The 22868-nt window shown below is 72.6% G+C and carries 21 protein-coding genes; 11 read left to right on the forward strand and 10 right to left on the reverse strand.

What is annotated here, in order from left to right; genetic code table 11:
• Positions 1-3: 3 nt before the first annotated feature.
• Complete coding sequence (locus tag ACF08W_RS23460) at positions 4-642, reverse strand: hypothetical protein (RefSeq protein ID WP_385207898.1); 639 nt, start codon at positions 640-642, stop codon at positions 4-6.
• A gap of 177 nt (positions 643-819) precedes the next feature.
• Between ACF08W_RS23460 and ACF08W_RS23465 the strand changes: the two genes are divergently transcribed.
• Complete coding sequence (locus ACF08W_RS23465; RefSeq protein ID WP_385207901.1) at positions 820-1389, forward strand: hypothetical protein; 570 nt, start codon at positions 820-822, stop codon at positions 1387-1389.
• 50 nt (positions 1390-1439) lie between these two features.
• Here ACF08W_RS23465 and ACF08W_RS23470 read toward each other — a convergent pair whose 3' ends face one another.
• The 3 genes from ACF08W_RS23470 to ACF08W_RS23480 are packed head-to-tail and all read right to left on the reverse strand — an operon-like array spanning position 1440 to position 3875.
• Positions 1440-2237, reverse strand: coding sequence for an enoyl-CoA hydratase/isomerase family protein (locus ACF08W_RS23470; RefSeq protein ID WP_385207904.1), 798 nt, complete (start codon positions 2235-2237; stop codon positions 1440-1442).
• 6 nt (positions 2238-2243) lie between these two features.
• The gene (locus ACF08W_RS23475) at positions 2244-2696 is read right to left on the reverse strand and encodes a Zn-ribbon domain-containing OB-fold protein (RefSeq protein ID WP_385207907.1); all 453 of its coding nucleotides are present in this window, start codon (positions 2694-2696) and stop codon (positions 2244-2246) included.
• A gap of 9 nt (positions 2697-2705) precedes the next feature.
• Positions 2706-3875 carry a lipid-transfer protein gene (locus tag ACF08W_RS23480; RefSeq protein WP_352275970.1) on the reverse strand — a complete coding sequence of 390 codons (1170 nt, stop codon included), beginning with the start codon at positions 3873-3875 and terminating at the stop codon, positions 2706-2708.
• 71 nt (positions 3876-3946) lie between these two features.
• Here ACF08W_RS23480 and ACF08W_RS23485 point away from each other — a divergent pair, with 71 nt between their 5' ends.
• Positions 3947-5506: a FadD3 family acyl-CoA ligase gene (locus ACF08W_RS23485; RefSeq protein WP_392280425.1), complete on the forward strand. Its 1560-nt coding sequence runs from the start codon at positions 3947-3949 to the stop codon at positions 5504-5506.
• A 162-nt stretch (positions 5507-5668) separates the two neighbouring features.
• Here the strand turns inward: ACF08W_RS23485 and ACF08W_RS23490 are convergent, their stop codons facing one another.
• Positions 5669-5857 carry a hypothetical protein gene (locus ACF08W_RS23490; protein WP_385207915.1) on the reverse strand — a complete coding sequence of 63 codons (189 nt, stop codon included), beginning with the start codon at positions 5855-5857 and terminating at the stop codon, positions 5669-5671.
• Between the two features lie 216 nt (positions 5858-6073).
• Positions 6074-9034 (reverse strand): BTAD domain-containing putative transcriptional regulator, encoded by a 2961-nt coding sequence (locus tag ACF08W_RS23495; RefSeq protein ID WP_392280426.1) that lies wholly within the window; start codon positions 9032-9034, stop codon positions 6074-6076.
• Between the two features lie 271 nt (positions 9035-9305).
• On the opposite strand from ACF08W_RS23495, the gene ACF08W_RS23500 reads away from it, so the two are divergent.
• Positions 9306-10538: an amidohydrolase family protein gene (locus ACF08W_RS23500; protein ID WP_392280427.1), complete on the forward strand. Its 1233-nt coding sequence runs from the start codon at positions 9306-9308 to the stop codon at positions 10536-10538.
• A 274-nt stretch (positions 10539-10812) separates the two neighbouring features.
• Positions 10813-11679 carry a hypothetical protein gene (locus tag ACF08W_RS23505; protein ID WP_392280428.1) on the forward strand — a complete coding sequence of 289 codons (867 nt, stop codon included), beginning with the start codon at positions 10813-10815 and terminating at the stop codon, positions 11677-11679.
• A 61-nt stretch (positions 11680-11740) separates the two neighbouring features.
• Here ACF08W_RS23505 and ACF08W_RS23510 read toward each other — a convergent pair whose 3' ends face one another.
• Positions 11741-12568, reverse strand: coding sequence for a MerR family transcriptional regulator (locus ACF08W_RS23510; RefSeq protein WP_392280429.1), 828 nt, complete (start codon positions 12566-12568; stop codon positions 11741-11743).
• 277 nt (positions 12569-12845) lie between these two features.
• Complete coding sequence (locus tag ACF08W_RS23515; protein ID WP_003967102.1) at positions 12846-13049, reverse strand: cold-shock protein; 204 nt, start codon at positions 13047-13049, stop codon at positions 12846-12848.
• Between the two features lie 376 nt (positions 13050-13425).
• Between ACF08W_RS23515 and ACF08W_RS23520 the strand changes: the two genes are divergently transcribed.
• The 4 genes from ACF08W_RS23520 (at position 13426) to ACF08W_RS23535 (ending at position 18598) form a co-directional block, all read left to right on the forward strand.
• Positions 13426-14313 (forward strand): menaquinone biosynthetic enzyme MqnA/MqnD family protein, encoded by an 888-nt coding sequence (locus ACF08W_RS23520; protein ID WP_385207930.1) that lies wholly within the window; start codon positions 13426-13428, stop codon positions 14311-14313.
• Positions 14314-14857: 544 nt separating this feature from the next.
• Positions 14858-16678 carry a serine/threonine-protein kinase gene (locus tag ACF08W_RS23525; protein ID WP_392280430.1) on the forward strand — a complete coding sequence of 607 codons (1821 nt, stop codon included), beginning with the start codon at positions 14858-14860 and terminating at the stop codon, positions 16676-16678.
• Between the two features lie 71 nt (positions 16679-16749).
• Positions 16750-17949, forward strand: coding sequence for a cyclic dehypoxanthinyl futalosine synthase (gene mqnC / locus ACF08W_RS23530; RefSeq protein ID WP_352275985.1), 1200 nt, complete (start codon positions 16750-16752; stop codon positions 17947-17949).
• A 10-nt stretch (positions 17950-17959) separates the two neighbouring features.
• On the forward strand, positions 17960-18598 hold the full coding sequence (locus tag ACF08W_RS23535; RefSeq protein WP_385207937.1) for a hypothetical protein: 639 nt from the start codon (positions 17960-17962) through the stop codon (positions 18596-18598).
• A 32-nt stretch (positions 18599-18630) separates the two neighbouring features.
• Here ACF08W_RS23535 and ACF08W_RS23540 read toward each other — a convergent pair whose 3' ends face one another.
• The gene (locus ACF08W_RS23540; protein ID WP_392280431.1) at positions 18631-19389 is read right to left on the reverse strand and encodes a DUF3152 domain-containing protein; all 759 of its coding nucleotides are present in this window, start codon (positions 19387-19389) and stop codon (positions 18631-18633) included.
• Between the two features lie 150 nt (positions 19390-19539).
• Between ACF08W_RS23540 and ACF08W_RS23545 the strand changes: the two genes are divergently transcribed.
• Complete coding sequence (locus ACF08W_RS23545) at positions 19540-20232, forward strand: demethylmenaquinone methyltransferase (RefSeq protein WP_352275988.1); 693 nt, start codon at positions 19540-19542, stop codon at positions 20230-20232.
• Positions 20233-20458: 226 nt separating this feature from the next.
• Here the strand turns inward: ACF08W_RS23545 and ACF08W_RS23550 are convergent, their stop codons facing one another.
• Positions 20459-20992 (reverse strand): GNAT family N-acetyltransferase, encoded by a 534-nt coding sequence (locus tag ACF08W_RS23550; RefSeq protein WP_385207940.1) that lies wholly within the window; start codon positions 20990-20992, stop codon positions 20459-20461.
• 97 nt (positions 20993-21089) lie between these two features.
• On the opposite strand from ACF08W_RS23550, the gene ACF08W_RS23555 reads away from it, so the two are divergent.
• Positions 21090-22376 carry a geranylgeranyl reductase family protein gene (locus tag ACF08W_RS23555; RefSeq protein WP_352275991.1) on the forward strand — a complete coding sequence of 429 codons (1287 nt, stop codon included), beginning with the start codon at positions 21090-21092 and terminating at the stop codon, positions 22374-22376.
• 86 nt (positions 22377-22462) lie between these two features.
• Positions 22463-22867 carry an amino acid ABC transporter permease gene (locus ACF08W_RS23560; protein ID WP_392280432.1) on the forward strand — a complete coding sequence of 135 codons (405 nt, stop codon included), beginning with the start codon at positions 22463-22465 and terminating at the stop codon, positions 22865-22867.
• Position 22868: the final 1 nt, after the last annotated feature.

Raw genomic sequence — 22868 nt, forward strand, 5'->3', positions numbered from 1 at the left:
CTCCTACGCCCCGGGACGGCGCTCGTCCTCCGGGCCCGGGGTCTCCGGCCCGTCGTCCGGCGGGGTGCGGGGCCCGTCCCGCGGCTCCGGCCCCGTGTAGGGCTCCGGCTCGGGCTCCGGCAGCGTGCTCGTCTGCACCGAGGGCCCCGGCTCCTGCGTCGGCGGCCAGGTGTCCGGATGTCGCGCGTCCGGCGCCGTGAACGGCTTCCCGGCCACCGCACCCGCAGATCTCCGCCGCCCCGGCATCACCACCGCTCCCACCACCATCAGCACCCCGCCCACCAGCGCCCCGGCCACGCCCCACCCCAGCCCCGAGCCGTCCCCCGCGACCGCGAGACTGCCCGCCGCCTGCCCCTGACGCACCATCCACAGCACGGTGAACCCCAGCACCAGGATCCCCGCCACACCCACCGTCCACCGCGAGCGCACCGCCACCCCGAGCACCGCCAGCAGAACGGCGCAGAGGAACACGAGCAGCATCGACCCCAGCGGCTCCGGCCGCCCGGCGGTGACATGGGTGAACAGCTCGCCGACCCGGTAGTCCCGCCCGGGGCGACCGTCGTACCAGTCACGGAAGGGGCTCAGCACGGCGGCCGCCGCTCCGGCGAGAGCGATGAGCGGGCCGAGGACTGCGCGGATCATCTCGGCCTCCCGAGGGCACGGACCGGTGCCACGTCTGCACGGACCGGTGTCACGACACTGCACCGCTCTCGGCACGACGCTACGCCCGCCCGCCCCACCCCGCCACCGTGCGCTAGCGTGACGCACGGTCGTTCGACAAGTGCACATCAGGGCAACAGCGCAAGGGGGGCTGCATCGATGATGCGGCATGTCAAGCTGTCCGCGGTACTCATCGCGGTCGTACTCGCACTCACCGGTTTCTCCACGTCCGGCCACGGACGCGGCGGTTCGGGGAAGAGCAAGAGCAAGAGCCATGGTTCGAGCAGCAGTGGTGGCGGCTGCTCCAACTCCAAGAAGAGCAACAACGGCTACCGCAGCGGCTACGACGACGATGACGACTACGGATCGTCGAGCGGGTCCTCGGACAACACCGACTACGCGACGGAGACCCCGAGCCCCACCACCACCGACGAACCCCTGGTCTCCGTCGTCCGCTGCGCCGGCCCCGGCAAGAGCGGGGGCAGGAACAAGCGCAAGGGCAAGGCGGTCACCTTCTCCACCGTCAGCCTCACGGCCGGCACCACCGGTTCGCACAGCTACGAGATCGAGGTGGAGTTCCTCGACGCCGGGGGCCGGACCATCGACACCGGCACCGCGTACCAGGACGCCCAGGGCGGCGACGTCGTCGAGATCGACGTACGGATGGACCACCCGGGCAAGGCCGCCCAGGTGAGGAAGTGCCGGGCCGACGCCGAGATGACGTACTGATCCGTCGGCCCGGTCCGTTCACGGCCCCGGCCCGTTCCGTCCCCGCCCGGTCAGCGGATCCGGAACGGACCGGTGCCCCGGCCCCGGCCCTCACCGCGCTCCCGGCCCCGGAAGAGCTCGGCCTGCCGATCCGGCGGCAGGTTCCCGAGTGCGATCAGGTGCGGGGCGTGGGCCATGGCCTGCGTCCGGGCCGCCTCCCGCGCGGACCACACCGCCCGCACCGTCCCCTGCACCGCCTCCGTCGGGTACCCGGCGATCACCCCGGCCGCCCGCAGCGCCGCCTCCACCGCGCCGCCCGGCTCCGTCACCTCGCTGACCAGCCCGGTCTCGTACGCCCGCCGGGCCGAGACCCGTTCGGCCGTCCCCATCAGCGCCATCCGGGCCACCTCCCCGAACGGCATCCGCTGCGCCATCGCGATCGACTCGTACGCGCTGACCATGCCGTACGCGGTGTGCGGGTCGAAGAACGTCGCGTCCTGCGAGGCGATCACGAACTCCGCCTCGCCCAGCAGGTAGAACGCCCCGCCGCAGGCCATCCCCTCCACCGCCGCGACCACCGGCTTCCACAGGTCGTTCGCCTTCGGCCCGACCGTCAGCAGCGGATCGTCGATCGTGTACGGGGAGGAGGGCTGCGGCACCTCGGTGTCCCGGTCGATCCCGGTGCAGAACGCCCGGCCGCCCGCCCCGGTCAGGACCACCGCCCGCACCGTGTCGTCGTGCCGGAACGCCCGCCAGGTCGCGGCCAGCTCACCCGCCGTGGCCAGGTCGATCGCGTTCAGCCGCTCCGGCCGGTCCAGGGTGACGAGCGCGACCCCGGTCGCCTTGTCCGTCTCGGTGCGCAGCGCCATCGACGCTCACCGCTCCAGCAGCCAGCGCACCAGCGTCCGCCCGGAGGCGTCCGGGCAGAACACCGCCCGCACCGTCGCGCCGATCCGCAGCCGCGCCGGGTCGACCGAGTCCAGCGGGGCGTCCGGCCCGCTCACCACGTTCCCGACCAGCCGGATCGACGGGGCCTCCGCCAGCTCCACCACCACCGCGTTGTACGGGGCGTGGGCCGCGTAGGCGGGCAGCAGCGGCGGATGCGGCAGCACGTACGACCAGATCCGGCCCCGCCCGCTCATCCGCCGCCACTCGCTGTCGAAGGACTGGCAGTGCGGGCAGCACGGCCGGGGCGGGAACCGGAGCTTGCGGCACCCCTCGTCGGCGCAGGCCTGCACCCGCAGCTCGCTGCGGGCCGCGTACTCCCAGAACGGCGCGCCGTCCTCGTCCACCACGGGCGTCAGCAGCCCGTCCGTCTCCGTTGCCATGACGACTCCTCAGCTCCTCAGCAGTACGGCGGAGGTGGGCACACCCTCACCGGCGGTGACCAGGCACGTCCCGGCGTCCGGGACCTGGGCGGTGGAGACGCCGCGCAGCTGCTTCACGCCCTCGGTGATCAGGTTGAAGCCGTGCACGTACGCCTCGCTCAGCCCGCCGCCCCCGGTGTTGATGGGCAGCCGCCCGCCGCTCTCCAGCGCCCCGCCCTCGGTGAACGCCGCGCCCTCGCCGCGCCCGCAGAAGCCGTACCCCTCCAGGGAGAGCGGGATGAGCGGGGTGAACGCGTCGTAGATCTGTGCCACGTCCACGTCCCCGGGCCCGAAGTCGGCCTGCTTCCACAGCTGCCGGGCGGCCGTCCAGGCGGGGCCGGAGAGCGGGTCGTCGTTCCAGTAGTTGACCATCCCGTGGTGCTGGGCGGGCAGCCCCTGCGCGACGGAGTGGATGTACACGGGCTTCTGCCGGCAGTCCCGGGCCCGCTCGGCCGAGACGATCACGCAGGCCAGCGCGCCGTCCGTCTCCAGACAGTTGTCGAAGAGGCAGAGCGGCTCGCTGATCCAGCGCGAGGTCATATACATGTCGCGGGTCAGCGGCCGTTCGTACATCATCGCGGCCGGGTTCTGGTTGGCGCGGTTGCGGCAGGCGAGGGCGACGTTGAAGAGGTGGTCGCGGGTGGCCCCGTACTCGTGCATGTACCGGCGGGCCAGCATCCCGATCTCGTCGGCCGGCCGCAGCAGCCCGTACGGGCGGGTCCACTGCGCCGGGGTGGGCAGTTGCGCGGTGGTGTTCTTCCAGGGCCGTGGCCCCGAGCCCCGCTTCCTCGACCGCCAGGCGACGCCCACGCTCGCCTGCCCGGTCGCGACCGCGGCGGCCAGATGGGCGATGGTCGCGCAGGAGCCGCCGCCCCCGTACCCCACCTTGCTGAAGAAGGTCACGTCGCCGGCGCCGATGGCCTTGGCGATCTCGACCTCGTCGGTCTCCTCCATCGTGTACGAGGCGAACCCGTCCACCTCGGACGCGGGGATGCCCGCGTCGTCGAGCGCCGCGACGATGGCCCGGCAGGCCAAGGTCTTCTCGGATTCCGGCAGTTGTTTCGCGAAGGCCGTCTGCCCTATTCCGGCTATCGCCGTCGCGTCCTTGAGCGCCGCCACCGCCACCTCCCAGGCCGTCATGACTGCTGACAGCGGCAGAGGCTACAGCTAATCTGACGGATAGTCAGCTACTGCGTCAGGGAGGGCGAGCGATGCGCGGCGACGAGGAGTGGGGCACCATCCCGGAGCTGGTTCAGGCGGCGGCGCGCCGGTACGGGGACCGGGAGGCGGTCGTCGAGGGCCGCGTCCGGGTCTCCTACGCCGAACTGGGCGAGCGGGTGGAGCGGGCCGCCGCCGCGTGCCTGGCCTCGGGCGTCGAGCCGGGGGACCGGGTCGCGATCTGGGCCCCCAACACCCTGGACTGGATCGTCTCCGCGCTCGGCGCCGTCACCGCGGGCGCGGTCCTCGTCCCCCTCAACACCCGCTTCAAGGGCACGGAGGCGGCGTACGTCCTCGACCGCAGCCGGGCGAAGCTCCTCTTCGTCACGGGCACCTTCCTCGGCACCTCGTACGTGGCCTCACTGCGCCGCGCCGAGGCCGAACTCCCGCACCTGGAGAAGGTGGTGGTGCTGGCCGACACCGCCCCCGACGACTACCTCACCTGGAAGGACTTCCTGGCCGCGGGGGAGGCCGTGCCGACCGGGGCGGTCCGGGCCAGGGCCGCGAGCCTCGCCCCCTCGGACCTCTCCGACATCATCTACACCTCGGGCACCACGGGCCGCCCCAAGGGCGCGGCCATCACCCACGCCCAGACGCTCCGCTGCTACGCGATCTGGAGCGAACTGGCGGGCCTGCGCGAGGGCGACCGCTATCTGATCGTGAACCCCTTCTTCCACACCTTCGGCTACAAGGCGGGCGTCCTTGCCTGTCTGATGCGGGGCGCCACGATGGTCCCGCAGCCGGTGTTCAACGTGGACACCGCCCTGGCCAACATCGCCGCCGAACGGATCTCGGTGCTGCCCGGCCCGCCCACCCTCCACCAGTCGCTGCTGGACCACCCGGCCCGGGACGCGCACGACCTCTCCGCCCTCCGCCTGGTGGTGACGGGCGCGGCGGTCGTCCCGCTGCGGCTGGTGGAACGGCTCCGCACGGAGCTGCGGGTCTCCACGGTCCTCACCGCGTACGGCCTCTCCGAGGCGAGCGGCATCGTCACCATGTGCCGGCGCGGCGACCCGGCGGAGACCATCGCCGCCACCTCGGGCCGGGCGATCCCGGGCACGGAGGTCCGGGTGCTGGCCGAACCGGGCCAACCCGGCGAGATCCTGGTCCGGGGCTTCCACGTGATGGGCGGCTACTTCGAGGACCCGGAGACCACGGCCGCCGCGATCACCCCGGACGGCTGGCTGCGCACCGGCGACGTCGGCGTGCTCGACGAGCACGGCAACCTGAGGATCACCGACCGGATCAAGGACATGTTCATCGTCGGCGGCTTCAACGCGTACCCGGCCGAGATCGAGCAGCTCCTCGGCCTCCACCCGGACGTGGCCGACGTCGCCGTCATCGGCGTCCCGGACCCCCGCCTGGGCGAGGTCGGCAAGGCGTACGCGGTCCGCCGGCCCGGCGCCACGCTCACCGCCGACGACCTGATCGCCTGGTCCCGCCGCGAGATGGCGAACTACAAGGTCCCGCGCGCCGTCGAGTTCGTCCCCGACCTCCCCCGCAACGCCAGCGGCAAGGTCCTGAAGGGCGAACTCCGCGCGCGCCGCGCCTGAACCGGGCGGCCCGTGCGAAGAGGGGTACGGGCCCCCAGCCCGTACCCCTCTTCCGGTGCGCGGTGCGCCCACGTCCCCCGTGGCGCGCCCGCGCTGTGCGGCGATCGCGACGGCTCCCCCTCCGCGCCGCCGCGGCCGCTCCCCCGTGCCCCTGAAGTGGCTCTAGTTGGCCGGCTCGCTCGTGGCGTGGGTGTTGTCGGTCGTGTTCTCGGCCTCACCCTCCGGCGCCGTGGTGGCGTGGGTGTTGAGCGGCTTGATCTCGCCGTTCGTTCCCCGGACGTCCACCGGAGCGCTGGTGGCGTGGGTGTTGAGCGGCTTGATGGTCGGCTTGGTGCTCTGAGCATCCGCCATGATGTGTCTACTCCCCTAGATGGTTCGGAGTTGCCGGGGTCGGCGAGGCCCGTCCAGCTGTTCCCCCGTTGGACGGCCGGACGGGCCCTGTGTGGGGCCGTTCACATTAGTGCCACGGCCTTCAGTCGCCCCGTCTGCCCCCCGACGCGACGGATCGACTAGGCAGAGAGTGTCGCGCGCGGATAAACGAACGATGAACGACCTGGCCGGAACGCGTTAGGTGACCGGAGCCCCGTCGAGAAGGTCCTGGACGGCGGCGGCCTCCGGCGAGTCGAGGGACTCGAAGATGGTCAGTGCCTCGCGCCAGCAGACCTGGGCACGGCCCTCCTGCCCTATGGCGGCCAGCGCCTTCCCGAGTACCGCGAGCACGTTGCCGCGCCGCCATTCTCCGCCGATGCCCCGGAGGACGGTGAGCGCTATCTCGGAATTGGTGGCGGCCTGGGCCGGGCGCCGGGCCGCTATGTCGACCTCGGCCAGGCGGAACAGCGCCATGCCTTCCCAGAGCCGCTGCCGACTGTCCTTGAAGACCTGGTACGCCCTCTGCAGGCTTTCGGCGGCCGCCTCCAGCCGTCCGCTCTGGGTGAGCGCGAGTCCGAGCGCGTAGCGGCCGTTCGCGCCCTTGAGCGCGTGGTTCATCTCGTCGTACATCGCCGTTCCCCGCTGCGCGAGGGACACGGCTGTGGCGGTCCGCCCCATGGCGAGGTGAACGCGCGACAGGTTGCACAGGGCGGACGCCTCTCCCGGTCGGTCCGCGATCTCCCGGAAGTTGTCTATGGCGCGCGTCAGGTGCTCCTCGCCGTCCGCGTGCCGGTTCTCGTAGAGCGCGACGATGCCCAGCAGGTTCGATGCCCAGCAGGCGGGGAGCGGGTCCTGGGCGACGGCGGAGAGCCGCAGCGCCCGCTCGCATTCCTCACCGGCCAGGTCGAAACGGCCGGAGACGTGGTGCACATTGGCGAGCGTGAGAAGTGCCCGGCCCTCCGACTTGGCGTCCCCAGCGCGTTCGGCGGCCTCGCAGGCGACGGTGACGGTCGCTTCGTACTCCTTCGAATTCGCCCCGGACTCCGCCAGGTCGATGGCCACCCAGAGCAGGTCGACGGCGTACGGCAGAGTCTGCGCCCGCGCGGACTGGCGGGCGCAGGCCAGCAGCGGCCCGGCCTCCGCGTAGAGCCAGTCCTGGGCCTGGCGTCTGCTGGCGAACGCCAGACCACTCGCGGAAGTGGGCGAGAGATGGCTGACCAGGGTGTCGCCGGGCTTCTCCAGCGCACTGACCCGTGCGACGGTCGCCAGGTAGAAGTCCAGCAGCCGGGAGAGCGCCGACTCGCGCTCGTCCGGGCCCCGTTCGTCCCGTTCCGCGCAGGAACGCGCGTAGAGGCGCACCAGGTCGTGGTAGCGGTACCGGCCCGGTGCCGCGGACTCCAGGAGGCTGGTGTCGACCAGGGCCTCCAGGAGGTCCTCCGTGGTGTGGGGCTCCAGGTCGAGCAGGGCGGCCGCGGCGGCCAGCGAGATGTCCGGGCCGTCCGCCAGGCCCAGGAGCCGGAAGGCGCGGGCCTGGGCGGGCTCCAGCTGGCCGTAGCCCAGCTCGAAGGTGGCCTTCACCGCGAGGTCGCCCGCCTGGAGTTCGTCCAGGCGGCGCCGCTCGTCCGCGAGCTTGGCGGCCAGCACGGAGACCGTCCAGGTGCGGCGGGCGGCCAGGCGGGAGGCGGCGATGCGGATGGCCAGCGGGAGGAAGCCGCAGGCGGCGACCACGTCGAGGGCGGCCTCCCGCTCCGAGGTGATGCGCTCCTCGCCCACGATCCGGGTGAAGAGCTGGAGCGCCTCCTCCGGCGACATCACGTCCAGGTCGACCAGATGCGAACCGGCCAGGTCGACCATCCGCACCCGGCTGGTGATCAGCGCCGCGCATCCCGCGGTACCCGGCAGCAGCGGGCGGACCTGGGCCGCGTCGTGGGCGTTGTCGAGGAGGATCAGGACGCGGCGGCCGTCGAGCGTGGAGCGGTACAGCGCGGCGCGCTCGTCCAGCGAGTCGGGGATCGCCGAGTCCGCGGTGCCCAGGGCGCGCAGGAACGCGCCGAGCACGGTCTCCGGCTCGGCGGCCCGCGCCCCGGCACCCTGGAGGTCCACGTACAGCTGGCCGTCCGGGAAGTGCTGGCGGGCCTGGTGGGCGACGTGCACGGCGAGGGTCGTCTTGCCGACGCCCCCGATGCCGGCCAGCGCCGAGACGGCCATCACGGAGCCCTCGGCGGTCGCCAGCCGGTCGCCGAGTTCGCGGACGAACGAGGCGCGGCCGGTGAAGTCCGGCACGGTGGCCGGGAGCTGGGCGGGCCGCACCGGCGCGCCGGCCGGGGCCGGTGCGGCGGCGGAGCGGGCCAGCTCCTCGTCGGCGCGCAGGATGCGCTGCTGGAGCTGGGCCAGCTCGGGGCGCGGGTCCACGCCCAGTTCCTCGGAGAGCAGCCGCCGGGTGTCGGCGTAGACGGCGAGGGCCTCGGCCTGCCGGCCGCTGCGGTACAGGGCGATCATCAGGAGCTCGCGCAGCCGCTCCCGCAGCGGGTGCGCGGCCGTCAGCGCGGTCAGCTCGGAGACCGCCTCCGCGTGGTGGCCGACCTCCAGGTCCAGGTCCAGCCGGGTCTCGGTGAGCTGGAGCCGCCACTCCTCCAGCCGGGTGCGCTGGTTCTCCGCGTACGGGCCGGGCACGGAGGCGAGCGCCTCGCCGTCCCACAGCCCGAGCGCCTTGTCGAGCAGGGCCCGGGCCCCGTCGCGGTCCCCGCCCGCGGCGGCCTTCTCCGCCTCGGCCGCCAGGTCCCGCACGACGTCGACGTCGAGACCGTCCCGGCCGGCCCGGATCGCGTACCCGCCGGCATCACTGACCAGCGTCTCCGGGTCGAGGACCTTGCGGAGCCGGGAGGCGTACGTACGTATCGCGGCGAGCGCCTGCGAGGGCGGTTCCTCGCCCCAGATCGCGTCGATCAGCTCGGCGGCGGTGGCCGTGCGGCCGCCGCGCAGCAGCAGCGCCGCCAGCAGGGCCCGCTGCTGCGGCGAACCCGAGGACAGGGCCTCGCCGCCGCGCCAGGCCCGTACCGGACCGAGCACGGCGAACCGCAGACCGGCGCCGCGCGCCTCCCGCTGTTGCGGAACGCGTTGTTCCGGAACACGCGTGTGCGGTTCGTTGTCACGGTCCATTGCCGCCCCCTGCCCTGCTCGCCCCGCCGGTGCTGCCCTTCGCGCTGACGCGGTCCGCCTGGATGTGCCCGCCCGTGCGCCGGTTGGGGGCGGGTGGATCCGGATTGGCCGGTACCGCTGGTATCGCGCTCAACAGTCTGCCTTGTCCGGGGCGGGCGCGTCAGCAGTGGGTGGCTCTCTGCACAAGCCCTACAAGCCCTCGGCGACGTTTCCGGACGGGGTCCGGTCCAGGGAGCTGACGGTTCGTCAGATCAGCGCTACCGTGGAAAGCATGGAGACCTTCCCGAAGATCATCTCGGTGGACGACCACACGGTGGAGCCCGCTCATGTCTGGCGGGACCGGCTCCCGTCCAAGTACCTCGACCGCGGCCCGCGGATCGTTCGTGCCCCGCTGAAGGAAATGACCTTCATGGGCGGAAAGTTCGCGCCCGTGATGGGGGAGAAGGGCGACGACGGGCCGGTCGGCGACTGGTGGGTGTACGAGGACCTGCATCGCCCGCTCACCCGCCTCGACACCGCGGTCGGCTACGACCGGGACGAGATCAAGCTGGAGATCATCACCTACGAGCAGATGCGTCCCGGTTCGTTCTCGGTGCCGGAGCGGCTCGCCGACATGGACGTCAACCACGTGCAGTCCGCGCTCTGTTTCCCCACCTTCCCGCGCTTCTGCGGCCAGACCTTCACCGAAGCGAACGACCGCGAACTGGGGCTGCTCGGGGTGCGGGCGTACAACGACTGGATGGTCGAGGAGTGGTGCGGCCCCGAGGCGCGGGGCCGGCTGATCCCGCTCACCCTGATCCCGCTCTGGGACGCGGAGCTGGCCGCCGAGGAGGTCCGGCGCAACGCGGCACGGGGGGTGCGCGCCGTGGCGTTCTCCGAGATACCCCCGCATCTGGGGCTCCCGTCGATTCACACGGACGAGTGGGACCCCTTCCTGCGGGCCTGTGACGAGACGGGGACGGTGATCGCGATGCACATCGGTTCGTCCTCGAAGATGCCGTCCACCTCGGCCGACGCCCCGCCCGCGGTCGGTTCCACGATCACCTTCGCCAACTGCTGCTTCTCCATGGTCGACTGGCTGATGAGCGGCAAGTTCGAACGGTTCCCCAACCTCCGGATCATGTACGCGGAAGGACAGATCGGCTGGATCCCGTACATCCTGGAACGCGCCGACGTGGTCTGGGAGGAGAACCGGGGCTGGGGCGGCGTCGCCGACAAGGTGCACCGTCCGCCGTCGGAGCTGTTCGCCGACCACGTCTACGGATGTTTCTTCGACGACGCCTTCGGGCTGCGGAACCTGGACGCGATCGGTGTCGGCAACGTTCTGTACGAGACGGACTACCCGCACTCCGACTCCACCTGGCCCAAGTCGCGCGAGGTGGGCGAAACGCAGATGGGGCACCTGGACGCGGACGTGGTCGACCGGATCGTCCGGCGGAACGCGATCGACCTGCTGGGACTCACGGACGACGGTCTGTGGCCGGGCCCCGGCGGCGGGCGGTAGCGGGGCAGAGGCAGGGGGGTGGAAAAGAGATGTGACACTTTCAGGGGAAGTGTCACATCTTTTTTTCCGGTACCCCCTCCCGGCGGCCCGCCGGGAGCCCGGTGAGGCGTCCTGCCGTCAACTCTTCCGATGGGATCCCCGGTTCGGGTGAATTCCGCCCATCGCCGCCGACGCCGGTGTCCGAACGGACGACCGCGACCCGCCCCCTCGGCGGTGCCCCGGTCCCGGTTCCGGGACGGCCCGACGCCGCGTCGGCTCTGACAGGATCCCGGGCATGCCCCACCACCAGCCCCCGACAGCCGGCCCCGACGACGCTCCGTGGAGCGCCCTGTACGAGCAAGCCGCCGACCGGTACAGCGACCTCGTCACGGAGGTGCGCGACATGGTCGAGCACGGTGTGCACGACCCCGAAGGATCGACGGAGATGGCCTGCGCGGCCGCCGAGACCGCCGGAGCCGCGGCCCGCGCCCTGTCGGATCCCTGGTCCCTCTACACCACGCGGGACGCCGCGACGGTCGCCTCGGCACTCTTCGTCCAGCTCCGGCACGGCGCCGACGCGCTCCGGGAACTCGCCCTCGCCACCGGCCGGATCGCCGAACGCGGCGAGGCCGGACCGTCGGCGGACCTGGACGACGCCCTGGAGGCGCTGCGGTCGGCGTCCGAGACGGTCCACGGACTGGTCGCCCGGCACGCCGCCACCACGGTGCGCGCCCTGCACGCGACTCCCTGCTCGGCCCCGGTGCCCGCCGACGTCCACCGGACCGTGGTCGCCGTGGCGGCCCTGCTCGACGCACGGCACGACGGGGCCGTGACGCTGAACACCCGCCACGAGGACGGCGCGTACGACCCGGACGACGACGAGGGGTTCGGGTGCGGTTGCGACGTCACGATCGTCGCCGACCACGACACGTACACCTTCCACCGCGGCGACTCGGAGTGGTCGGTCGTCAAGAAGTCGGACGGTGTGGCGGGCCCGGGAGGATCCGTCCACTACTCCACCTGGATCGGCCTGAGCACGCGCCTGGAGACCGCCCACCCGCAGCAGCTCGCCGACGAGATCCTGAGCCTCGTCGCGCACGACCGCGACGAGGCCCGGAGCTCCGACGGCGCTCCGGTCCCCGCCCCGGCCGGCACCCTTTAGGGCGGGTCCGGCGGTACGGGGCGGAGGGAAAGCGGCGCGCCCGCCGCCCCGACCCTCCGCGTCACGCCCCGGTGATCGGCTCCTGGAGCTCCGTCACCCACTGGCTCCGGTCCTCGGGGCACTCCAGGCTGACCTCCCGGCTGTACCCCCGGGACCGGTAACCGTTCGCGTCGATCCAGTGGGCCAGGGCCTGGGAGGTCGGCAGCACGCCGTCCATCGAGCCGTGGTGGACGATGGTCGCCGCCTCGATCGCGGGCAGCTCGACCACCGTGATCCCGGTGTCGCCCACCGGGCCCACCGGGGCGGACACCGTGACCCCCGCGTGGACGACGACCGCGCCGCCGCCCTCCGGGGCGTCCTCGTAGTACGCGATCCCCGGACCGCTCGGGCGGACGCCCGTGCCGCCGAGCAGCGGGAACAGCCGCTCGTACAGCGGCCCGATCACGGGCGTGATGTGCTCCGGCCCGTAGCTCGCCGCGATGCCGGACAACTCGGCGACCCGTACCGCCGGGACCTGCTTGACGACGACGTCGTTCGTGGACATGCGTCCCTCGCTCTCGATCGACCGGAGCCTCGCCTCGACCTGCGCCAGCCGTGCGGCCGCCGCCCGCATGGCCTCCTCCAACTCGGCCCGGCGCAGCCGCAGCATCCCGCGCAGCTCCTCCGGCCCCACCTGCTCGTCGAGGATGGCCTGCACCTGCTGAAGGGTGAAGCCGAGATCCTTGAGAGCGATGACGCGGTTGAGGCGCGAGAGCTGGGCGGCTCCGTAGAAGCGGTAGCCGGTGGCGGGGTCGGTGCGGTCGGGGTGCAGCAGCCCGATGGCGTCGTAATGACGCAGCATCCGGGCCGATACCCGCCCGTACCTGGCGAAGTCTCCGATGGTGAACATGACGTCTCCGAGTCGACCGCTTCACACGGTGTCAAGGTCAAGCACCGCCCTCGCACGCCCGGCGGCGGAAGAAAGGAACGCGGCGGAAAGGGGGCGGAGAAAGGCGCACGGAACGCCGGCCGGCCGACGCGTGAACGGCGGGAGAAATGCGCCGGGAAGGCGGGAGGGCGGGCGGTGGAACAGGGCGGGAAAAGGCAGGAGCCCCGTTCCCCGCCGAAGCGGAGGAGCGGGGCTCCTTGGGTACTACTAGCCGGCCGCGATCGGCCGACCCGGGCAACTAGGCCGGGGTGACGTTCTCAGCCTGCGGACCCTTGGGTCCCTGAGTGACGTCGAAGTTCACGACCTGGTTCTCCTCGAGGGAGCGGAACCCGGACGCGTTGATCGCGGAGTAGTGGACGAAGACATCCGGGCCGCCGCCGTCCTGGGCGATGAAGCCGAAGCCCTTTTCAGCGTTGAACCACTTGACGGTTCCGGTAGCCATAAGCCCTCCTTGGGCCAAAGGGTTGCCCTGCTCCAGAACCTGCATAGAAGTCTGAAAACTACAAAAGCCTGCGGGTTACATGCTCCGCAGGCTCTGTACTGCAAGGGAAACCAAACTGCAACTTGCGTCGAGCCTAGCACGCAGCGTGTATCGAACGGTAGAGGGAAAGATCACTTCACCCGGATGTTTGATTGGCCCCTCCACCCGCCACTTGAAGTGGGCCTACGGGAGGGTGTCGCACGGGTTACTTCTCGGCGTACGAAGTGACCCTTCCGGGTGGCTTCCGGCCGGTCCCGGAACGTCTTCGGGGGTGGTGCGGGGCGCGTCCCGAGCCCCCGGTGGCGTCGGTTTCGGGTCACAGGTCTAGCCTCGCGATGTGGACAATTCAACCGTCTCAACCGTCTCGGCCGTCGAAGGCGACGACCGCCGCAGCCGGCCGCGCGTCGGCCACATCCAGTTCCTGAACTGCCTTCCCCTCTACTGGGGCCTGGCACGGACCGGAACCCTGCTCGACCTGGAGCTGTCGAAGGACACCCCGGAGAAGCTCAGCGAGCAGCTGATCAAGGGCGATCTGGACATCGGCCCCGTCACGCTGGTCGAGTTCCTGCGCAACGCCGACGACCTGGTCGCCTTCCCCGACATCGCGGTGGGCTGCGACGGGCCCGTCATGTCGTGCGTGATCGTGTCGCAGGTGCCGCTGGACCAGCTGGACCGGGCCCGGGTGGCGCTCGGCTCGACGTCGCGGACCTCCGTGCGCCTGGCCCAGCTGCTGCTGGCCGAGCGGTACGGGGTCACCCCCGACTACTACACCTGCCCGCCGGACCTCGGCCTGATGATGCAGGAGGCGGACGCCGCGGTGCTCATCGGCGACGCCGCGCTGCGCGCCAATCTGCACGACGCGCCCCGGCTCGGCCTCCAGGTCCACGACCTGGGCCAGATGTGGAAGGACTGGACGGGGCTGCCGTTCGTCTTCGCGGTCTGGGCGGCCCGCAAGGACTTCCTGGCGCGCGAGCCCGAGCAGGTGGCCAAGGTGCACGAGGCGTTCCTGGCCTCGCGGGACCTCTCGCTGGAGGAGGTCACCAAGGTCGCGGAGCAGGCGGCGCGCTGGGAGGCGTTCGACTCCGAGGTGCTGGAGCGGTACTTCACCACCCTGGACTTCCGCTTCGGCCCGGACCAGCTGGCGGGCGTGCGGGAGTTCGCCCGCCGGGTCGGCCCCACGACCGGCTTCCCGGCCGATGTGACCGTGGAGCTGCTCGGCGGCTGACCCGGCGCGGAGCGCACGCCGCACACCCCCGCCATGGGCCCCTGCCCGGGCCGGTCCCGTTCCGGCCGGGACAGGGGCCCCGAGGCATGCCCCCGGGCAGGGGCCCGGGGCATGCCCCAAAGGCGCGGCATGGATGAATGTCGTACTTTCCCGGCCGCTTATCCGGGGCCGTCCTTCCGGCGTTCTCCCGGGCGTTCTTCCCGGTGTTCTCCCCGGCGTTCCCCCGACGTTCCTTCTGCCGTCCGCCCGGTCGTCCGGTGTTCCTTCCGTCGCGCCCCGCGCTCCGCGGTGTTCCTTCCGTCGGTCCGCCTGGATTCGGACGAATAAGCGATGAATAACCGATTCCCGGACGGGTCTGGACCAGGTCCGGACCCTGGCTCGGAATCGCTCGGATGAACGACTCATTCGCGCCTTTTGTTGTGCCGAAAGTTGTTCTTCGTTCCCTTGGGGGCGAAATAGGCGGATGGTTTCCCCTGGGACCTGATGACCTTCGCCCCCTAGGCTTCGGTCGGAGGTCGGGCCGGTACAGCAGGGGAGTCCACATATGCAGCCGCTGGAAGCCGGCGAACCGCTGACCGTCGGTTCCTACCGATTGCTCGGCAGACTCGGTGCGGGCGGCATGGGACGGGTCTATCTGGGGCGCAGCGCGGGCGGACGCACCGTCGCGGTCAAGGTCGTGCACCCGCATTTCGCGCTCGACGAGCAGTTCCGCGCCCGGTTCCGGCGCGAGGTGGACGCGGCGCGGCGGATCGGCGCGCAGTGGACGGCCCCCGTGCTGGACGCGGACCCGGACGCGCCCATTCCGTGGGTCGCCACCGGCTACGTGGCGGGTCCGCCGCTCTCCGACGCGATCCAGGAGCACGGTCCGCTGCCCGAGAGCGCGGTACGGACCCTGGGGGCGGGGCTCGGCGAGGCGCTGGCCGCCGTCCACGAGCAGGGCGTCATCCACCGCGACGTGAAGCCGTCCAACGTAATGCTGGCCGTGGACGGCCCCCGGCTGATCGACTTCGGGATCGCCCGCGCGCTCGATGCCACCGCCTCGCTCACCTCGACCGGGGTCTCGGTCGGCTCGCCCGGCTACATGGCGCCGGAACAGATCCGGGGCACCGACATCTCGGGCGCGGCCGACGTCTTCTCGCTCGGCGCGGTACTCGCGTACGCGGCGACCGGCAGCGCCCCCTTCCTCGGCGACTCCTCGGCGGTGCTCCTCTACAAGGTGGTGCACGAGGAACCGGAGCTGGGGGAGCTGACCGGGGATCTGCTGGAGGTCGTCGCCGGGTGCCTGGAGAAGGAGCCCGGGGACCGGCCCACGCCCCGGGAGCTGGCCCGGCGGCTGGCGCCGGACGGGGCCGCCGCGCTGGTGACGGCGGGCTGGCTGCCCGGCCCGGTGGAGCGCGAGGTCAGCCGGACCGCGGTGGCGCTGCTGAACCTGGAGCCGCAGGACACGCCGGAGCAGTCGGGTCCGGTGCCGTTCAGCGGCGCGGCCTGGGGGCCGGGCACCACGCAGGGCGACGCGGGCGGGGCGACCGGGACCAGCGGTGTGGGCGGCGGGTTCGGCTCGCCGGCCAGGCCGTTCCCCACCCACGACCCGACCCGGCTGACCCACCCGGGCGTGCTCCCCTCATGGCCGGCGGAGCCCGGCACGGGCGGCGGGCCGGGCGGGACGACGAGCGGCTACGGCACGTCGGGGAGCCTCCGCGCGGCGCCGCGCGGCGGTGCGTCCGGGTTGCCCGGACCGCGCAGACGTGAGGTCCACGGCGCCCTCACCGCCGGGGTGGGCCGGGACCGGGACGGGGACGGGGGCCCGGACCGGCGCCGGAGGGTGAGCTGCACCGTCGCCCTCGCCGTGGCGGGCGCGCTCGCGGCGGTGACCGTGGGCGGCGCGTTCCTCCTCGACCTGTTCCCGGGCGGCACCACCCACTCCGACGCCGGGCACGGCGGGGAGGCCGCCAGCCCGCCCGCCGCGACCGCGGGCCCGGAGGAGATCGACGAGCTGCCGAAGGAGTTCGTCGGCACCTGGAAGGGGCCGGTCACCGAGAAGACCACCGGCCAGGCGCACGGCACGCTCACCGCCGTCTTCACCGCGGGGAAGCGGGGCACGGACGTGGTCCGCATGACCACCGAGATCAGCAGCCTCGGCCTCACGGTCCGCTGCAACAGCGTCGCCAGCCTCACCTCCGGCACCGCCCGGGAGCTGAAGCTCCGCGAGCGCGTCGACCCGGACCGGCCCAGCACCCCGGCCCTGTGCACCGCCACCACCACCGACGTCCACTTCACCCGGGCCGCCGACGGCACCCTGCGCTTCCAGTCCGACGAACGCGACGCCGGACTCCCGTACGCCACGCTCAGCAGGTCCGACGACTGAGCCCGAAGACGGCTGGCGTACGCTGACCCGGTCCGTGGATCCGCTCAAAAACCGCCGAAAGGTGACGCCCGGTGACCGAGAAGGCCGACCTCCAGCCCATCCTCGACCGAGCCGCCGAGGGCGGCCGGATCACCCCCGAGGAGGCGCTCGACCTCTACCGCTCGGCGCCGCTGCACGCGCTGGGCGCGGCCGCCGACGCCGTGCGCCGCCGCCGCTACGCCGGTACGGAGCACATCGCGACGTACATCATCGAGCGCAACATCAACTACACGAACGTGTGCGTCACGGCCTGCAAGTTCTGCGCCTTCTACGCCGCGCCGAAGGACACCGCCAAGGGCTGGACCCGCGACCTGGACGACATCCTGCGCCGCTGCGCGGAGACCGTCGAGCTGGGCGGCACGCAGATCATGTTCCAGGGCGGACACCACCCGGACTACGGCGTCGAGTACTACGAGAAGCACTTCTCCGCGATCAAGAAGGCGTTCCCGCAGCTGGTGATCCACTCGCTGGGCGCCTCCGAGGTCGAGCACATGGCCCGGATCTCCAAGGTCTCCGTCGAGGAGGCCGTCCAGCGGATCCACGCCGCCGGCCTCGACTCCTTCGCCGGTGCCGGTGCCGAGCTGCTGCCCGCCCGGCCGCGCACCGCGATCGCCCCGCTGAAGGAGTCCGGCGAGCGCTGGCTGGAGATCATGGAGATCGCCCACCGGCTCGGTGTCGAGTCCACCTCCACCATGCTCATGGGCACCGGCGAGACCAACGCCGAACGCATCGAGCACCTGCGGATGATCCGCGACGTGCAGGACCGCACCGGCGGCTTCCGCGCCTTCATCCCGTACACGTACCAGCCGGAGAACAACAAGCTGAAGGGGCAGACGCAGGCCACGCTCTTCGAGTACCTGCGGATGATCGCCATCGCCCGGATCTTCCTGGACAACGTCGCCCACATCCAGGGCTCCTGGCTGACCACCGGCAAGGAGGTCGGCCAGCTGTCGCTGCACTACGGCGCCGACGACCTCGGCTCGATCATGCTGGAGGAGAACGTCGTCTCCTCCGCCGGGGCGAAGCACCGCTCCAACCGGCTGGAGATCATCGACCTGATCCGCCGGGCGGACCGCGTCCCGGCCCAGCGCGCCACCACGTACGAGCACCTCGTCGTGCACGACGACCCGGCCAACGACCCGGTCGACGACCGGGTGGTCTCGCACATCTCCTCCACCGCGCTGGAGGGCGGCACCGCCCACCCGGAGCTGAAGCTCCTCGACGCCAACTGAGGCGGCGGCCGTGCTGACGGTGCACGCCGCCGACGCGGTGCACGGCGGGCCGGGCGGCGACGTACCGGCGGACGCGGACGCCGTGGTCGTGGAGGGCTCCGCGGTCCTGGCCGTCGGCACGTTCCGGGAGCTGACCGCCGCGCACCCGGGGGCCCGGGTCCGGCGGTGGTCCGGCCTGATCACGCCGGGGCTGCTCAACGCGGCCGCCCCGGCGCTGCTGGAGGCCGCCTACCACCCCGACCCGCGCGAGGCCGGTGAACTCGGCACCGAACCGATCACCGGCACCGCCCTCGCCGCGCTCGGGATGGACGACACCCGCTGGGGCGCCGGCGCCCGGCGCGGCCTGCAACGGATGCTGCGGCACGGCACGACCGCCGTACGCGGCCCGTTCACCCGCCCCGCCGTGCGCACCGCCGTCGCCCGCTCGGGGCTGCGCACCTACCCGCCCGGTCCGGCCGCCGCACCGGCCCTCCTCGACCCGCTGGCCGCCGGTACGGGGGACGAGGTCTTCGCGTCGGGCCTCACCGCGGGCGGCCCCGCCGACCTGGCGGTGTTCGGCGTACCGGACCTGGCCGCGCTGTACGCCGGGGGCGCCGGGAGCTGTGTGGCGACGGTGCTCGGCGGGCGGCTGGTCTTCCGCCGGGGCTGACACCCCGGGCGCGTCCGGCTCCGGGCCGCCGACTACGGAACGGCGGGGCCGCCGAGGTACCGGCCGTCGGCACCGTACGGCCAGGCGTTGGCGACGCACCCCTTCAGCCCGTAGATCTGCTGCATCATCGCGGGGGCGGGGCGTCCGGGGCCCGGGCACGTCTCGTGGCCGTGGCCCAGCCAGTGGCCGACCTCGTGGTTGACGATCAGCGCCCGGTACTCGGCGAGCGGCCCGTGGAACTCGGGCGAACCCTGCCGCCAGCGCTTCAGATTGACCATGACGTCGGTGCCGACCCGGCAGTTGACCTCGCCGTGGGTGTCGAGGCCGCTCTTCCCGCAGACGGCGTCGGTGGTCGCCGGGGTGGCGATGCGGATGACGAGCCCGGCCGGGCCCGAGGAGACCCGGTGGAAGCGGTGCTCGCCGTGGTGCGCCCAGCCCCGGGGCGCGGCCAGGATCCCGGCGATCTCGGCGGCGGCCCCGTCCGGGTCCACGCCCGAACCGTCCTCCACCTCGACCCGGTACGCCTTGCTCCCGCGCCCGCCGGAGCCGTCCGGGCCGCCCCGGGCGACGGTGAACGTACCGGTGGCCGCCGGGCCCGCGGACGAGGTGGGCGACGCGGACGCGCCCGACGCGCCGGAGGCCGCCGCCCGGTCGTCGGCGTCCGTGTTCCACCGGGGCCCCAGCACGACGGCGGCACAGATCACCGCGACCGGCACGGCGGCACCCAGCAGCCGTCCTCGACGTCCACCCGGCCCCTGCCCGGCCCCCGTGCGTGCACCTCGTGCGGACATCTGGGCTCCCCCCGGCTCCGGGCGGCGGCGCGCCCCCCTGCCTGTACTGACCGTCGGCGCGGGCGATCGGTTCAGTCCGCCCGGGTACCGGTCCGGGCCGGACCCACCACCGGGGCCGGGCGCCGGGGAGCGGGCTGCTTGAATGGGTGGGTGACCCGAGCTTCCCTGGACAAGCAGCCGCACGAAGTCGCCGAGATGTTCGACGGCGTGGCGGCGAACTACGACCTCACCAACGACGTGCTGTCCCTCGGCCAGGCCAGGCTGTGGCGCAAGGAGGTCGCGAAGGCGGTGCACGCCCGCCCTGCGGAGAAGATCCTCGACCTGGCCGCGGGCACGGCCACCTCCTCGCTGCCCTTCGCCGCGACGGGCGCGTACGTCGTGCCCTGCGACTTCTCCCTCGGCATGCTCCAGGAGGGCAAGAAGCGCAACTCCTGGCTGCCGTTCACGGCGGGCGACGCGACCCGGCTGCCGTTCCGCGACGAGACCTTCGACGCGGTGACGATCTCCTTCGGGCTGCGCAACGTCCAGGACACCGAGGCGGCGCTGCGCGAGCTGTACCGGGTGACCAGGCCGGGCGGACGGGTGGTGATCTGCGAGTTCTCGCAGCCGACCTGGGCGCCGTTCCGCACCGTCTACACCGAGTACCTGATGCGGGCGCTGCCGCCGGTCGCGCGCGCCGTGTCGTCGAACCCGGACGCGTACGTCTACCTCGCCGAGTCCATCCGCGCCTGGCCCGACCAGCCGGGGCTCGCGGCCGCGCTCCAGCGGGCCGGCTGGTCGAAGGTCGCCTGGCGCAACCTCACCGGCGGCGTGGTGGCCCTGCACCGGGGCGTACGCCCCTGAGACACCGGTCCGGCGGCTTCCGCCGCGCGGAACCGGACGGCCGGAAGGACGGGTCGGTGGAGCAGCACGGGCTCCACCGACCGTCGCGGACACAGGCCCGCTCCGGCTCCCGCCACCCGCCTACCCGTCACCGAAGCGAAGTCCGGAAGGCTGTACGAGAGCCGGGCGAAGGCCGTAGGACGGCTTCGTACGAAGGTCGGGCGAAGTCGGCTGACGCCGTGAACGTCTAAGCCTCCGCCCGGTCCGTCAACGTCAGCCGGTAGCAGACCGCTTCCTGGCCCGGCCGCGCCGTCGGGAAGGTCTCCGCCCGCTCCATGCCCAGGCGCCGGGCCACCGCGATCGACCGCTCGTTGGCCACGTCGATCACCGCCACCACCCGCTCCACCCCGGCCGCCCGCAGCCGCTCCAGCGTGAGGCGGGCCGCGGCGGTGGCGTACCCCCGGCCCCAGGCGGAGCGGGCCAGCCGCCAGCCGATCTCGATCTCGCCGACCGGGCCGAAGTCCCGGGGCCAGGGCTGGGCACCGGCGAACCCGGCGACCTCCCCGTCCTCGCCCAGGACCGTCCACAGGCAGTAGCCGAGTTCGGCGTCGAAGCGGCGCTGCCGGGCCGTCAACTCCTCGTACAGCGAGATCTCCTCCGGCACACCGCCGAAGAACTTCATCACCTCGGGGTCGTCGAAGGCACGGTGCCAGGCCAGCGCGTCCTCGTCGGTCGGGACACGCAGTTGCAGGGCGGGAGCGCCGGGAAGCACGGTCGACATCGGGGAGCCCTTCGGAAAGTCGATCAGCCAACCCCCCTAGACTGCATGGGACAGGTGCCGCGCGGCACGCGATTTCGAGTCTTCGGGAGATCCGACCGTGACCGAGCAGCTCCTCTCCGAGCACAGCGCGGATGTGATCGTCGTCGGTGCGGGCCCGGCCGGCTCCACCACGGCCTACTACCTCGCCAAGGCCGGGCTGGACGTCCTCCTCCTGGAGAAGACGGCCTTCCCCCGCGAGAAGGTCTGCGGCGACGGCCTCACCCCGCGCGCCACCAAGCAGCTCGTGTCGATGGGCATCGACATCTCCGAGGAAGCCGGCTGGCTGCGCAACCGGGGCCTGCGCATCATCGGCGGCGGCGTCCGCCTCGAACTGGACTGGCCCGACCTCGCCGCGTACCCGAACTACGGACTGGTCCGCAAGCGCGACGACTTCGACGAGCAGCTGGCCCGCCAGGCGCAGAAGGCGGGCGCCCGGCTGTACGAGCGCTGCAACGTCGGCGCCCCCGTCGTCGACGACCGCACCGGCCGCATCACCGGCGTCCACGCCAAGCTCGGCGAGGAGAAGACCCCGGTCACCTTCCACGCCCCGCTCGTCGTCGCCGCCGACGGCAACTCCACCCGGCTGTCCCTCGCCATGGGCCTGCACCGCCGCGAGGACCGCCCGATGGGCGTGGCCGTGCGTACGTACTTCACCTCGCCCCGCCACGACGACGACTACCTGGAGTCCTGGCTGGAGCTGTGGGACCGCCGCGGCCCCCAGGACCGCCTGCTGCCCGGTTACGGCTGGATCTTCCCGATGGGCGACGGCACGTCCAACGTCGGCCTCGGCATCCTCAACTCCTCCTCCGCGTTCAAGGAGCTGGACTGGCGCGAGGTCCTCAAGGCGTGGTGCGCCTCGATGCCGGAGGACTGGGGCTACACCCCGGAGAACATGACGCAGCCGATCCGCGGCGCCGCCCTCCCGATGGCCTTCAACCGCCAGCCGCACTACACCCGGGGCCTGCTGCTCGTCGGCGACGCGGGCGGCATGGTCAACCCGTTCAACGGCGAAGGCATCGCGTACGCCATGGAGTCGGGCCAGATCGCCGCCGACGTCATCGTCCAGGCGCACGCCCGCTCCACCCCCGCCCAGCGAGAACTGGCGCTGAACAACTACCCGAAGGTCCTCAAGGAGACCTACGGCGGCTACTACACGATGGGCCGCGCCTTCGTGAAGCTGATCGGCAACCCGAAGGTGATGAAGATCGCCACCCAGCGCGGGCTCACGCACCCCCTCCTGATGAAGTTCACCCTCAAGATGCTCGCCAACCTCACCGACCCCACCGGCGGCGACGCGATGGACCGCATCATCAACGGCCTCTCCAAGGTCGCCCCGAGGGCCTGAACCGCCCATCCGCCCGAACCCGTCGCGACGCGGCGCACCTGTTCCGTAACGTACGGTAGTGACGGCGCGAACGGGGGAGGGCCCTTATGGCATGGGACGAGTGGGAGCGGCTGAAGTCGGAGGCCGCCGCACGGCGCACGGATCCGCCCGGAGGCGGCGACGGCGGCGGCGGAACGCTGCGGCACACGCGTGGCCCGTGGACGAAGGCGGCCGCCACCGCCGACGAACTCCAGACCCGCACGATCACGGCCAGGACCGATCTGCGAGGGGCCCACGACGGCACGGCGGACGGCCTGGCCGGGCTGTCCTGCCGGCGGACGCTCGGCACCGTTCTCACCTCGTGGGACGAGCGCCTCGGCCGGGTCCGCGACGAGTGCGGCAGCCTGGAGCCGAAACTGCGGCGGGTGGCCGTGGAGCTCGGCGAGGCGGACGCGGAGGCGGGCAGGAGCGTCGGGGCCGTCGTGGTGCCGGGTACGAGGAGGGGCGAGTAGC

The organism is Streptomyces sp. NPDC015144 (assembly GCF_043079735.1).
In the GTDB taxonomy this organism is placed as follows: domain Bacteria; phylum Actinomycetota; class Actinomycetes; order Streptomycetales; family Streptomycetaceae; genus Streptomyces.